The 12,604-nt window shown below is 59.8% G+C and carries 19 protein-coding genes; 12 read left to right on the forward strand and 7 right to left on the reverse strand.

Annotation, left to right across the window (positions count from 1 at the left end):
- Nucleotides 1–37 precede the first annotated feature (37 nt).
- The 5 genes from KUF55_RS15030 to KUF55_RS15045 are packed head-to-tail and all read left to right on the forward strand — an operon-like array spanning nt 38 to nt 4,904.
- Nucleotides 38–796 (forward strand): LamB/YcsF family protein, encoded by a 759-nt coding sequence (locus KUF55_RS15030; protein WP_218817121.1) that lies wholly within the window; start codon nt 38–40, stop codon nt 794–796.
- Nucleotides 793–1,269, forward strand: coding sequence for a carboxyltransferase domain-containing protein (locus KUF55_RS19105; RefSeq protein ID WP_370630920.1), 477 nt, complete (start codon nt 793–795; stop codon nt 1,267–1,269). The genes KUF55_RS15030 and KUF55_RS19105 overlap by 4 nt, the downstream gene beginning before the upstream one ends.
- Nucleotides 1,217–2,437 (forward strand): carboxyltransferase domain-containing protein, encoded by a 1,221-nt coding sequence (locus KUF55_RS15035; RefSeq protein WP_370630921.1) that lies wholly within the window; start codon nt 1,217–1,219, stop codon nt 2,435–2,437. The genes KUF55_RS19105 and KUF55_RS15035 overlap by 53 nt, the downstream gene beginning before the upstream one ends.
- On the forward strand, nt 2,434–4,176 hold the full coding sequence (locus tag KUF55_RS15040; protein WP_218817122.1) for a biotin carboxylase N-terminal domain-containing protein: 1,743 nt from the start codon (nt 2,434–2,436) through the stop codon (nt 4,174–4,176). The genes KUF55_RS15035 and KUF55_RS15040 overlap by 4 nt, the downstream gene beginning before the upstream one ends.
- Nucleotides 4,177–4,217: 41 nt before the next feature.
- Complete coding sequence (locus KUF55_RS15045; RefSeq protein WP_132359581.1) at nt 4,218–4,904, forward strand: GntR family transcriptional regulator; 687 nt, start codon at nt 4,218–4,220, stop codon at nt 4,902–4,904.
- A 15-nt stretch (nt 4,905–4,919) separates the two neighbouring features.
- On the opposite strand, the gene KUF55_RS15050 is transcribed toward KUF55_RS15045, so the two are convergent.
- Nucleotides 4,920–5,669, reverse strand: a complete 750-nt coding sequence (locus KUF55_RS15050; protein ID WP_218817123.1) for a SurA N-terminal domain-containing protein — start codon at nt 5,667–5,669, stop codon at nt 4,920–4,922.
- Nucleotides 5,670–5,716: 47 nt separating this feature from the next.
- Here KUF55_RS15050 and KUF55_RS15055 point away from each other — a divergent pair, with 47 nt between their 5' ends.
- The 4 genes from KUF55_RS15055 to KUF55_RS15070 all read left to right on the forward strand — a co-directional run bounded on the left by KUF55_RS15055 (nt 5,717) and on the right by KUF55_RS15070 (nt 7,661).
- Nucleotides 5,717–5,896, forward strand: coding sequence for a hypothetical protein (locus tag KUF55_RS15055; RefSeq protein WP_218817124.1), 180 nt, complete (start codon nt 5,717–5,719; stop codon nt 5,894–5,896).
- A gap of 198 nt (nt 5,897–6,094) precedes the next feature.
- The gene (locus KUF55_RS15060; RefSeq protein WP_218817125.1) at nt 6,095–6,526 is read left to right on the forward strand and encodes an excisionase family DNA-binding protein; all 432 of its coding nucleotides are present in this window, start codon (nt 6,095–6,097) and stop codon (nt 6,524–6,526) included.
- Nucleotides 6,527–6,602: 76 nt separating this feature from the next.
- A complete protein-coding gene (locus tag KUF55_RS15065) occupies nt 6,603–7,034 on the forward strand; it encodes a hypothetical protein (protein WP_218817126.1) in 432 nt (143 codons plus the stop codon).
- A 120-nt stretch (nt 7,035–7,154) separates the two neighbouring features.
- A complete protein-coding gene (locus KUF55_RS15070; protein WP_218817127.1) occupies nt 7,155–7,661 on the forward strand; it encodes a DUF3039 domain-containing protein in 507 nt (168 codons plus the stop codon).
- A 565-nt stretch (nt 7,662–8,226) separates the two neighbouring features.
- Here the strand turns inward: KUF55_RS15070 and KUF55_RS15075 are convergent.
- From KUF55_RS15075 to KUF55_RS15100, 6 genes are all read right to left on the reverse strand, one after another.
- Nucleotides 8,227–8,490 (reverse strand): GlsB/YeaQ/YmgE family stress response membrane protein, encoded by a 264-nt coding sequence (locus KUF55_RS15075; protein ID WP_132359606.1) that lies wholly within the window; start codon nt 8,488–8,490, stop codon nt 8,227–8,229.
- 153 nt (nt 8,491–8,643) lie between these two features.
- Complete coding sequence (locus tag KUF55_RS15080) at nt 8,644–9,294, reverse strand: hypothetical protein (RefSeq protein WP_218817128.1); 651 nt, start codon at nt 9,292–9,294, stop codon at nt 8,644–8,646.
- On the reverse strand, nt 9,291–9,857 hold the full coding sequence (locus tag KUF55_RS15085) for a DUF6286 domain-containing protein (protein ID WP_218817129.1): 567 nt from the start codon (nt 9,855–9,857) through the stop codon (nt 9,291–9,293). Before KUF55_RS15085 ends, KUF55_RS15080 begins: the two co-directional genes overlap by 4 nt.
- On the reverse strand, nt 9,854–10,225 hold the full coding sequence (locus KUF55_RS15090) for an Asp23/Gls24 family envelope stress response protein (RefSeq protein ID WP_218817130.1): 372 nt from the start codon (nt 10,223–10,225) through the stop codon (nt 9,854–9,856). Before KUF55_RS15090 ends, KUF55_RS15085 begins: the two co-directional genes overlap by 4 nt.
- A gap of 2 nt (nt 10,226–10,227) precedes the next feature.
- Entirely contained in the window at nt 10,228–10,410 is a 183-nt protein-coding gene (locus tag KUF55_RS15095; RefSeq protein ID WP_132359614.1) for a DUF2273 domain-containing protein, read from the reverse strand.
- Nucleotides 10,411–10,414: 4 nt separating this feature from the next.
- Nucleotides 10,415–10,903, reverse strand: coding sequence for an Asp23/Gls24 family envelope stress response protein (locus KUF55_RS15100; protein ID WP_132359616.1), 489 nt, complete (start codon nt 10,901–10,903; stop codon nt 10,415–10,417).
- A 214-nt stretch (nt 10,904–11,117) separates the two neighbouring features.
- Here KUF55_RS15100 and KUF55_RS15105 point away from each other — a divergent pair, with 214 nt between their 5' ends.
- Genes KUF55_RS15105 through KUF55_RS15115 form a run of 3 tightly spaced genes read left to right on the forward strand, consistent with a single transcriptional unit; the run spans nt 11,118 to nt 12,575 of the window.
- Entirely contained in the window at nt 11,118–11,702 is a 585-nt protein-coding gene (locus KUF55_RS15105; RefSeq protein WP_218817131.1) for an RNA polymerase sigma factor, read from the forward strand.
- On the forward strand, nt 11,693–12,256 hold the full coding sequence (locus tag KUF55_RS15110; protein WP_132359620.1) for a hypothetical protein: 564 nt from the start codon (nt 11,693–11,695) through the stop codon (nt 12,254–12,256). The genes KUF55_RS15105 and KUF55_RS15110 overlap by 10 nt, the downstream gene beginning before the upstream one ends.
- A complete protein-coding gene (locus KUF55_RS15115) occupies nt 12,246–12,575 on the forward strand; it encodes a hypothetical protein (protein ID WP_132359622.1) in 330 nt (109 codons plus the stop codon). Before KUF55_RS15110 ends, KUF55_RS15115 begins: the two co-directional genes overlap by 11 nt.
- The last annotated feature ends 29 nt before the right edge of the window (nt 12,576–12,604 follow it).

Raw genomic sequence — 12,604 nt, forward strand, 5'->3', positions numbered from 1 at the left:
TTCTTAATGAATCACAACCACGAGACGGGGGTCACACGTGACTTATATCGACCTGAATTCCGACGTCGGAGAGTCCTTCGGCAACTGGACCATGGGTGACGACGCTGCCATTTTTGCCTCCGTCTCCTCGGCGAATGTCGCCTGCGGATTCCATGCGGGAGACCCCAGCGTCATTGCCCAAACCTGCCGTGATGCCGTGAGTGCAAATGTCACCATCGGTGCTCACGTGGGTTACCGCGACCTAGCCGGCTTTGGCCGCCGCTTCTTGGACTGTTCGGCCACCGAACTGGCCGATGATGTGCTCTACCAGCTCGGCGCCCTGGAGGCACTGGCCCGGGCTGCGGGCTCCACCATCAAGTACGTCAAGCCACACGGTGCCCTCTACAACACCATCGTGCACCATGAGGTCCATGCCCAGGCCGTCATCGATGCCATCCGTGCCTTCGGCTCCGATCTTCCGGTGCTGCTGTTGCCCGGCTCCGTCGCCCTAGCCAAGGCCGAGAACGCTGGTCTGCGTCCGGTGGCCGAGGCCTTTGCCGATCGAAACTACAACCCCGACGGCACCCTGGTCTCCCGCCGCGAGGCCAACGCCGTACTGCATGACCCAGAGCTCGTCACCGCCAACATGATCCGCTTGGCCACCGAAAAGACCGTCGTGGCCATCGACGGCACGGTGATCCCCATGGACGCCGAAAGTATCTGCGTCCATGGCGACACCGCCGGTGCCGTGGCCATGGCCGCCGCCGTACGGACCGGACTGACAAATGCCGGCATCACAATCAAGAGCTTTGTATGAGCATCCTCAACACCCGTTTTGCCGGCACCCGATCGGTACTCGTAGAACTCTCCGATCTTGATTCGGTGCTGGCCCTGGCCGCCCTGCTCAAGACCACCCCACTGCCGGGGCAACTTGATGTGTTGGCAGCAGCCTCCACCATCTTCATCAAGACCGACTCCTGGGCCGCGGCCCAAAAGATCGCCGCACAGATCCCGACCCTGGAACTCGGCTCCGCCCCCACGGACAGCGGGTCCCTGGTTGAGGTCCCGGTGTACTACGACGGCGAAGACCTCGCCGAGGTGGCAGCGCTCACCGGGCTGAGCATCGAGGCCGTGATCAACGCCCACACCACGCAGCTCTGGCGTGCGGCATTTGGTGGTTTCGCCCCCGGCTTCGCCTACCTACGTGGCGAGAACCAAACACTTAATGTGCCGCGCCGTGACACCCCCCCGCAAGGTGGTGCCCTCCGGAGCCGTGGCTCTGGCCGGTGACTACTCGGCGGTTTACCCCCGCCAGTCCCCCGGCGGATGGCAGCTGATCGGGCACACCGATGCCGTGCTCTGGGACCTTCAACGGGAAAACCCCGCACTGATCCGTCCGCAAGACCGCGTGCGGTTCATCGCCTCACGCACCTCACTGACGATTTCAACGGCTTCGACCCCCAGTGAACCCAAAACAATGCCCGCTATGACCGGTGCGCACCTTGAGGTACTGGATCCCGGGTTGCAATCACTGATCCAAGATCTGGGCCGCGTGGGACTGGGTGATCTGGGTGTTTCCGCCGCGGGAGCAGCAGATACCTCCTCCGCACGCGCCGCCAACCGGCTGGTGGGCAACGCGGCCCCCGCGGCAGTGGTGGAAAATCTCCTGGGTACGGCAACGTTTTTGGCCCACAATGATGCGGTCCTGGCCGTCACCGGTGCCACCGCAGAACTGCTCATCACCCCCGCGCAGGACGATGATTTCCATGAGACCCGCAGCGTGGAGATGAACACCCCCTTTGCCCTGCTGAATGGCGAAACGCTGAGGCTGAGCCCCACCGGATCCGCACTGCGCAGCTACCTGGGTGTCCGCGGAGGCATCGCGGTACCCCCGGTACTGGGATCGCGCTCCACCGACTCGATGTCCGGGATCGGTCCGGCACCCCTGATCAAGGGCAGCATCCTGCCCATCGGGGCCATCATCGGCTCCCACGTGGTGGGCAACCCGGAGCCCTCCACGCTGCCGGCGCCCGATGCCAACGGCGTATTCACGCTGCGCATCAGCGCCGGACCGCGAGATGACTGGTTCGGCCCCGCCGGACTAGAACGTCTCACCGCGCAGGACTGGATCGCTTCGGCCGAATCGAACCGCGTCGGTGTCCGGCTCCAACTCACCGATGGTGCGGCTGCCCTGCAGCGGATCCGCACCGGTGAATTGGCCAGCGAGGGCGTAGCCGTGGGGTCTCTGCAGGTCCCACCCTCCGGACTACCGGTCCTCTTTTTGGCCGATCATCCGGTCACCGGCGGTTACCCAGTGATCGCCACGGTCATCGCCGAGGACCTACCGGCCGCCGCACAGTTACCGCCCGGAGCACGCCTCCACTTTGAGCTGGTAGACCCGCTCACCCATCGTCCAACATCCTCACGGGCAACACACCACCAAGGAGTCTCGGCATGAAAAAAGTACTGATCGCCAACCGCGGCGAAATCGCCGTCCGCATTGCCCGTGCCGCAGCGGATCATGGCCTGATTTCCGTGGCCGTCTACTCGGACCCGGATGCCGATGCACTGCACGTGCGTCGCGCCGATGAGGCCTACCCACTGCATGGGACCAGCGGCGCCCAAACCTACCTCGACATGGAAAAGATCCTGGCCATCGCCCGGCTCTCCGGGGCAGACGCGGTGCACCCGGGTTATGGTTTCCTGTCCGAGAACGCCGACTTTGCTCAGGCCGTGATCGACGCCGGGCTCAGCTGGATCGGCCCGAGCCCCGAGTCCATCCGTGCGCTCGGTAACAAGGTGACGGCGCGTGAGATCGCGGTGCGTGCCGGAGCCCCGCTAGTGCCGGGCACCGACGGACCGGTGGAATCCGGCGCCGAGGTGCGCGCCTTCGCCCAAGAATTCGGCCTGCCGGTGGCCATCAAGGCTGCCTTCGGCGGTGGTGGACGCGGCATCAAGGTGGTGCGCAACTTCGAGGACATCGACGACGCCTTCGAATCGGCGGTACGCGAGGCCACCGTGGCCTTCGGCCGCGGAGAATGCTTCGTTGAACGCTTCCTGGACAAGCCGCGCCACGTTGAGGCCCAGATCCTGGCCGATACCCACGGCAACGTCGTGGTGGTCGGCACCCGCGACTGCTCGCTGCAGCGCCGCAACCAGAAGCTTGTTGAAGAGGCACCCGCTCCCTTCCTGAGTGATGAGCAGCGCGCCTCCATCCATGCATCGGCCAAGGCCATTTGCACAGAGGCCGGGTATCACGGTGCCGGAACCGTCGAATACTTGGTGGCCCCGGACGGTTTGATCTCCTTCCTGGAGGTGAACACCCGACTCCAGGTTGAACACCCGGTCACCGAGGAAACTACCGGCGTTGACTTGGTGGGCGAGCAATTTAGGATTGCCGCCGGTGAGGCCATCAGCTTCACGCAGGACCCGATTCCCACCGGTCACTCCTTCGAGTTCCGGATTAATGCCGAGGACCCGGCCCGCGGCTTCCTACCCGGCCCCGGACGCATCACCGCCTTCGAGGCACCCACCGGCTCCGGAGTCCGTGTGGATTCGGGCGTGCGCACCAATTCGGTGATCCCCTCGCACTACGATTCGCTGATGGCCAAGCTGATTGTGACCGGCGCTACGCGAGAGCAGGCGCTGCGCCGGGCCAAGGTGGCACTGGATGAAATGGTCATCACCGGAGTCCCCTCCGTGCTGCCCTTCCACCGCGCGGTGGTGCGCAATACCGACTTCACGAACAACGAACGCTACGGCGTGTACACCACCTGGATCGAATCCGAGTTCGCCGAAGAGCTCGCCTCCTCTCCCGAGATCGCCGCAGCGGAGCCGGGCGCAGAACGCGAAACCCTGACCATTGAGGTCAACGGGAAATCCATGGGTCTGGGCCTGCCCGCCTCGTTGGTGGATGCCATCCGCCACGGTGGGGCCGGTGCCGCGCTCAACGCCGCTGGCGTCTCCCTCCCGGCGACCAGCGACGGCACGACGGTCGCGGCCCCCATGAACGGCAATCTGGTGAAGTGGGTCATCGAGGACGGAGCGGTAGTTGCCGAGGGTGACACCGTGGCGGTGCTCGAAGCCATGAAGATGGAATCGACGATCCCTGCGCATCGCGACGGCACCTTCACGCGCGGCACACAGGAGCCGGGTGCTGCCATCGGTCGCGGCGAAGCACTCGGTTCCATCGCTTAATGCTTGCAAGGCCCACGGCGAGACTCGATTAGATTGGTGGGATGGTTTTGAACGCAGCGCTTTCCTCATTAGCCCTCGCCGAGGGCTCGACCCACGCACACACCGGTGCCTGGGTCGCCGCGGTGCTGCGCGCGCGCATTGCCGAGGGGCAGCTGCTTCCCGGCGCCAAGCTCTCCGAGCAGGTGATCTCGGTAGAACTGGGCGTTTCACGCAATACCTTGCGCGAGGCCTTCGGCGTGCTGGATCAGGAACTGATCATCACCCGGATCCCCAATCGTGGAGTCTTTGTGGCCTCCCCCGGCGCCGACGGCGTGCGGGAGATCTACGCGGTGCGCAGAATGATCGAACCCGCTGCCGTCCTCTGGGGGCCTAAGCAGGATGTCGCGGCCCTGGCCGCTATCATCGTTGATGCCCGTGCCGCACTCGACGCCGGTGACATCGCCAAGATGGCCGACGCCAACCAGTGTTTCCACCAGGAATTAGTGGCTTCTACCGGCAGCATCCATTTACAGGAGTTGATGGGCAAGGTCCTGGCGCAGATGCGCCTGGTCTTCCACTCCATGGTTGATGCCCCGGACTTCCACTCGCACTACGTTCAGCTCAACGCGGGACTCGTTGAGCTGCTGCAGGCCGGAGACCGGGAGCAAGCCGCCGAATCCTTGCGCGGATATCTCGATCGGGCCGAGGCCGAGCTGCTGGAGCACCTCGAGGACGAGGAAATCAGCTAGCACCTCAACCTTCGACTACATGTTGGTGGTGATCTTCGCCCTCTTGCGCAGTTGCTCTGCGTACTTTTTCACCGAAGCGCTTTCCTTCTGCAACTTCAGCTGCTGAGAGAGCTCCGACTTGATCTCTTTATAAGCAGGGGCCTTGGCGGCCGCTGCATCGGTGGCCCCCTGCGCAGCGAACTGTTCCTCCACCACCTTGTAGGCGGCCTTGAGATCCTTCTCGCTGGGCTTGAAATCGCCGATTTCCTTGGCGATCAGCCGTTCGACTTCCAGCTGGGTTTTGAGCTGCAAACGTACTGCGTCCTCATCGAGCCCCTGGGATTTCATGGTGCTCAGGAATTCCTTGGTGGAAACGGCATTAGATTTGGCGACATCGGCCAGTGCAGCGTCAAGATCCTTGTCCGTGGCAAAGATCTTCTTCTTGGCGGCCTCCTGGATCAACAGCTCGGTATTCACCAGGCCTTCGGCCGTTTGCTTGCGCAGCTGCGCTTGATCAAGTTCTTGACCGGAACTTTGCGCCTGCTGTTGAACCTGAGCGAACTGGGTTTCATAAATCCTGGTGAAGTCCGCCTTGGTGATCTCCTCACCGTTAACTGTCGCAACGATCTCCGGGATACCGGTGAGATCGGGGGTGGGGGCCGAGGCCGGTGCCGGCGCGGAACTAGAGACCGCGGCAGGATCGGGTTCGGCGGCGGAACTACATCCAGCAGTGAACGCTAACAAGGCGATCAGGGCCAGGGAAATAACAAACTTTTTCTGCAACATCTACTCCCAGCTTTTGGAACAACCCTTGGAACACTAACAGGCGAAACATGGCGGACGCTGGACATTCGTCGGAGCGTGCTGCCGGAGCACGCGCCGACGGCGTGGATTGGTGTGACGACACCGGACGCAACAACCGGTTGGCGAGTCCCGGCTTCGTGGACACCTGGGTGCTCGTGGTGCTGGCAGACTGCACCGTGCCTCACGGCGAGTTCCGAGTCACCGGATAGCGGAACGGCAAGTGGTCGCTGCTGTGGTCAGGCACCCTGCCCACGGCCAACGCCAGTTGAGCGGAGTACCGTGCTAGAAAATTTCGCTGCACAGTAACTAGGTGCTTGCCATTTACCCATCGCGCGCGCTACAGTTATTTCAGTTGATTCAACTATTTCAGTTAGGGTCACATCCAAAGACAACATGCTGGAAGTATCATGCCCATCACACATCTCACCCCACCGCTGGTAGAACAAGCGCCCGAGGTTCGCGCCGCACTCGAAGCACTTCCTCAAAACGAACTTACCTCTAGGCTCTTGCAGCTCGTCGCCGCGCTCGAATCCGGCGACCGCGTTTCGGTTCGCCCGGCGAAGGACAAACTTCTTTCTCCACAGGAAGCGGCTGACTATGCCGGGCTAAGCAGGCCTTTCCTCTGCAAACTTCTTGATCGGGGCGTCATTGCTGAACAGCCACGAGTTGGCACACATCGCAAGATCCGTTTCGACGACATGGAGGATTTCATGGCAAACCGTGATCGCGCCTCGAGTCAGTTCGCTCTTGATGTTGCACGTAGCGAAGAAGCACGTGCACAGCTCGTGCGTGACATCGCTGGAGTAACTGCCGATGAAGCATCAAAGTTCGGTTTCTAATACCCGAGATAACTGCCCAAAAGGTCGTACTCTCCTATTGCCCTCTATACCGCGCATAGTCGTCTAGGATCTACGCATGGGGGAAATTGAGGAATGTGGTGCACGCCCGACATTAAACGTCATGCGGGTCTGCTTAACTGAGCCAACCTACTGGATCGATATTGAACAATTTCGAGCCGTGCAGGGAAGCAGATTTCCCGAGGCGGGACCCTTGTCCAGCTTAGGACATCCGATCATAAAAGCCGGTCTCAAACTAACGTCGGATCCAAGGAGCGGGCACGGGTACCAAATCCATGCTTCCACGCATGCCAAAGCGTTCCCGACGCTCTGGCGAGAGCTCAAGTCGGGCCAATGGCGCGGACTGATTACACAGCAAGACGATGCCGGACAATGGTGGATCGTTTTTGCCGGCTTGGAACGTGAAGGAGACGCTGCTGACGTCTACAAACTCATTAGGGAGCTGGGAGACGATGACATTAAGGCGCTCTACCCAACTGCGGACGATTAGAAACTCCTAAGGTTAGAGTCTGCTAAACGCGTACAAACCAATTGGGAGCAAGATTGTATAGATCGCTTCCTGGACTTCGTATCTTCCTCGATCCGCGAGAACAAACCGATAGAATTTTCGTTGCCCAGTCATCCATCTCATGTCGGAGCTAAACTAGACGTTTCCGTTGATATTGAACGACTTGATGAAGTCGATAACTCTGCTTCGACACCCGCAGAAATCATGCTCACCATCGAATTAAATGGATGGACTGACGGCAACTTAAAACGTTCACTTGTCACGTTGCTTTTACAAGAGATCGATCCTGTCAGAGAAAATTGGGACGCAGTATCCGACAACGGCACGACTCTTATGTATTCGCTCTTGACTACAGAAAGTCAGCTTCAAGCAATCGCAAACCCGCTACCACGTAATTCCCAGGAAGCGTGTTTGGTCCGGGCCGAACCCGGCGGACTGACAATCACGCTCGCACATTACCTCCTCAAACGCGTTATCACTGATGCGCACGTCTATGGTCGACCGCGAAAGGCATTGTGTGGGCAGTGGCTTGTTCCGTCTCAGAATCCTGATTCCCTAGAAGTTTGCCCGAAATGCGACGAAATCCATCGCAGCTTTGCCTCCAGTTAGACCCCCGACGCGCGAAAAAACAGCAAAGTCGGCATCCCGCTCACCCGAGGTGCCTTAGGATCCATCGCCCAAATACCTTCAATAGGCAGCAGAATCAGTTACTAGTGGTGGACCTTACCGGGAGAGTCTCGTCCCCAATGCGTGCACGCGCAAACTATTTGCGGAAGTTGGCTCCGACGCATCCGGACGACGCCAGGCACAACACCAACATTCCCGAGAAGATCTTGCCGGGTGGTGCCCATTACACGGTGACGGCAACCACCCGGGGTACCAAGATTCCCACGAACGCAAATTTGTAGGAGAACTCCGGAATTTTGCCCAGTTCGTGGGGCGCAATAAGTCATTGGATCTCCGGCAGATCGCCGAATTCTCAGGCTCGCACCCCCTAGATTTCCACCGGGCATCCTGCGCTTTACCCTTCGTTGAACTGTTGCTCACCAAATAACGGCCTCAAGGATTAGTACTGACCTCGTCTCGCACACTTCCACCCGTGCCTGTCCACCACCATAGGTAGGGCCGCCGGATAATGTCCGGCGGCCCTACCTATTTTTTTAACTGCTAATGCTTAGGCCTTGCGGTTCTTGGTAATCATTCCCCAAACCAGCAACACCACGATGGCTCCGCCGGTGGCTACGAGCCAGGTCTGGATCGACCAGAATTCCTTCAGTCCAACGTCGAAGAGCGTGTTTCCAATGAAACCACCCACGAGTGCGCCGACGACGCCCAGAACCAGTGTTGCTATCCAGCCTCCGCCCTGGCGGCCCGGAAGAATGGCCTTGGCTAGTGCACCGGCAATAAGTCCGATAAGAATCCAACCCAAAATCGACATAATGTCCTACTTTCCTAAGTTCTTGCCTACTACTCGTGCGAGTGAAGAGCTAGTGTTACTGATCGTTCGTCGGGGTTTGTCCCCGACGACGGTGGTATTTTCCGCGGAGCCAACCCAGCAGCCACACTCCAAGGCCCATCAAAATCCTGTTTCTCATGCTTTGTCCCCCGATGATGTGGTTGTTGCCAAATCTGATCGTTCAGAGCGTTGGCGCTGTTTACGTGCTACGGAAAAATCTAGGGTGAGCGAACGCAATTCCTCACGGAGCGAAATGCGCACGGCCTCACGAAGGCGGTCGCTGACCGCCGTTGCGAGCTCTGGCAATTGTGCCCAGGGCTCGGTGGTGAGATGTACGGCCAGGGCCGGGGATGATGCGCTGCCTTGCAAAGTCACCTGTGCGCTGTGCACGGCCGGATCGTCCTCCGCCATCTGCTTCAAGGCCCGCTCCAAGACGTTGGGCTCCATCTGAGTGACCCCCGCGACGACGTCGTGCGACAGTTTCAAGGTGCCAGCCCGAGTTGAGCGCGGAAGCTGCCTGATCAACCAAGCAACCGCCAGCAGTAGCAGCAGAACGCCCAGCCCAATGACCGCAGCGGCAAACCACGGCTCGGCGGCGATACTGCCCGGAACATCTAGGATGCGTCGCGACGGCTGTGCAAGCCACGTGCCTTCGGCTCCGGTCGGAAGCTTCGCGTCCAGCAGGTTCGCCACTGCGGGCACCAGCACCCAACTCGCCGCTCCAAGAAGCACCAAAGCCCACAGGCTCAGGGCCACTCGGTTTCCCACGCCCGGTGATCGACTCATGACAGGCTCCTGACATTGACGTTGATGCGCGGTAATGGTGGCTGGAGATTCTCCTGCAGCACCGCTTCGGTCGTTGTTTTAACGATCCGTCGAAGTTCCGCCGTGTCACGCAGCGGAGTGGACACGTTTACCGCGATCGAACCCCGCTGAGTTCGGACCCTCACATTGGTCACACCATCGATCGAATCGATACGGTGCTCAACGAGTCGGGCAATACCTGCGGCATTAATCCGAACCTCGCCCACGTCATCGGACGGCACCACGAAGTTGCGTCGTGGCCCCGGCAGCAGCGCAAGAAGCAGCAAGATTAGTCCAATGATCACCAGCGCGATGGCGCCGGCCACGGCCCAAGCACTCCCCCACGTCAGGGAGCTGTCTCGAGACAGAGATTCAATGACTTCTGGCCATTGACCATCTCGATACCGGTTGATGCCCATGGCGATCAGTCCGACCGCGGCTGCCCCGAGTAGCAGGGCTACGATGCCAGAAGCGAGCCATCGAGTGGACCGGTGGCCGGCAGCCGAGGATGAAGAGCGCGTCTGCGCTAGGGGTGCGGTATTCATAGGATCCTCCTTGCCGCGGGCGCGTTCTCCAGCCATTGAATATCGATGTCTACCGGAGCCGCAGTGACACCGGTGAATCGCTGTAGGTCATTGACGATTCCGTCGCGAATCTCCGCAGTTATGTTGCGTAAATTCGCGGGAAATCGGATCCCCACCTTGAGCTTGACCGAGGCGATATTGCCGGCGAGGTTCACTTCAACCGGTGGCAACGCACCAAAATCGCGCTTTTCACCGATTCCCAGCAACCCGCCACTGCTGGCACCCACATGTGGGTGCCTTGCAGCCGCCTTCGCCGCGATCCGTTGGATCACCTTCACGTCGATGTTCAGTCGTCCGCGCTGGGCCGGATCGGTGCCGTCGCCAATCATATTCAGCGTCGCCCCTGAAGCCGGCCAACAATTTCATTGAGATCTAGTCGACCTTCAAGAAGTCGGCCGACCCAAAAAGCAATCGTTGCAACGACTGCCACGAGGATCATTGCCCAGAACCCGCCAAACACCCACACGGCTCCCAGCACCAATCCCACCACGACACTGAAACGGGTGGTGGTCATGGGATTAGGCCAATCGATCTGTGCGCTCGGTGGTTTCTTCGTCGTCCTCTGGCAGGTGGACGTCGCTGACGTTCACGTTGACCTCGAGGACCTCGAGTGAGGTGCCGTGCTCGACTGCAGCGATGACGCTGCGACGGATTTCCTCGGCGACTTCGGCGATCGCTGCGCCGTATTCGACAACAACGTTCACATCGATGGCGGTTTGGCGTTCGCCCTTTTCGATAGTGACTCCGCCACTGACGTTGGTCTGTGATCCTGGAATACGTTCTGCCAGGGAGTTCAGGGCACGCCGTGCGGCATTACCCATGGCGTATACGCCGGGGACTTCGCGGGTAGCGATGCCAGCGAGCTTCTGCACCACGGTGTCGGCAATGGTGGTTGAACCAAACTCGGTGTGCAGCGGCCCGTTGGGGAGTTCCTGTACGGCTGCAGACTCGGCGGCCTTGGCTTCCTCGGTGGTCTTGGGAAGGGCCCGGTTGTTGTTCTCAGTCATTGTTCGTCCATCCGTTTCTTGGTGAGATTCGATGTCTTACACAGTTACAGACGAGAGCTAGGGGGAATTCGTCACGCCATTCTCGAAAAAACTTTGAAAGTTTCTTGGCGCGCCAACATCCGGTGGTTTGCTCTCTAAAGATTTGCACGTAGATTGGTGCTACTGAAAAGTAACTAGCTCGCCTAGTCATTATGGGGGATTGAAGGAAGTTGCAATGCCGGGTTCTGAGAAACCAGACGAACAGCAAATACGTTCACTGGTCGCGCGAGCACAATCCGGCGATGCGCGTGCCTTTGAGAAACTGTTGAAACTTCATCAGCACGGTTTGCTGCGATTCTGTAGGAGCATGCTGGGATCCTCGAGTGAGGCGGAAGATGTCTTGCAAGATGTCTATCTGGGCGCTTGGCGTCAGCTGTCGACATTAAAATCTTCCGAAGCTTTGGGAGTTTGGTTATATCGAATTGCCCGACACCGGTGCATCGATCACCTACGCAAACGGACACCCGTGCCGCATGACCTGCATACCGAGGAGAACAGCACCGGATCGGTGCCCCTCCTCGAACAACGCAGCACCGAGATTCCGGAAGCATACGCAGAGAACCGGGCAGCCATGCTGGATTTACGACGCTATGTTGGCGAACTACCGGAAAATCAACGCGAATCCTGGGTTCTGAAGGAGATTCACCATTTGTCCTACGCCAGCATTTCAGAGATCGTCGGTGAACCCGTAGCCACGGTACGTGGGCGAATCGCTCGTGCACGTACTACCCTTGCTGAAAGAATGCAGCCATGGAGGTGAGAGCATTGCCAGAGAATCCCTACAGCTGTGAACGCACCGAAGACGAGCTGTGGTCCAAGCTTTCCGAACCAGCGGATGAGCACGAACAACGTTGCCCCAACTGCCAGGCTCAGCGAAAACGACTTGCCACACTTTCGTTGGCCGCTGCCCAGTGGAGCGCCGAAACTGACTCGGAAGCAGATGAGGAACTACTCGGCGGGCTATTGGACCGAGTCATGGATCGAGTACGCACCGAGGTCCGCCGCGGCGTCCGCTTCACCATCCGGATCACTCCGCACGGCCCCCTCATGATCAGCGGCTATCTATTGCTCGAAACGCTTCGAGACGCGGTTGATCAATTGCCGCACATCTCACTGGGGAGCCATAAGATTTTGCCCGGCGAGCTGCCGGACACCATCTCCCTATCCCTAAAAATTGCCATCGAGGCCGGTCAGGACGGCGCTGCGTTGGCACAACAGGCGCGCGAAGCACTGCTGGCACAATTCGCGGAACGCATCGGTATTTCCCTTGGAGCCATCGACATCTCTGTGGAGGACGTCATTCATGAGCATTGATCCGAGCCCGATCGCCGTGATCCCGCAGCCGGTTCGAGCCCTGGCGGTGAGCGCCGCCCGGGGTGTGCCGGGTGTCTCCACCATTCATCCCCCGCCCTATTCGACGTGGATGACCCTCGTGGGCTCGAAGCCCGAACAGCATGAATATTTGCGGCTCAAGGTCCGCGGAGAATTCATCAACACCGAACTGGATATCGGCATCGAGGATCAGGTCAACGCCGTTGAGGTCGCCACCGCAGTACAAACTCGCATCTTCGATATCCTCTCCGAACATGTGCCATCCCCTGGCGCGTTGCGTGTCACCGTGACAGTGCTCTAGTCCCTCGGGCAGACAGACCGGCGATTGAG

The organism is Paeniglutamicibacter sp. Y32M11 (genome assembly GCF_019285735.1).
In the GTDB taxonomy this organism is placed as follows: domain Bacteria; phylum Actinomycetota; class Actinomycetes; order Actinomycetales; family Micrococcaceae; genus Paeniglutamicibacter.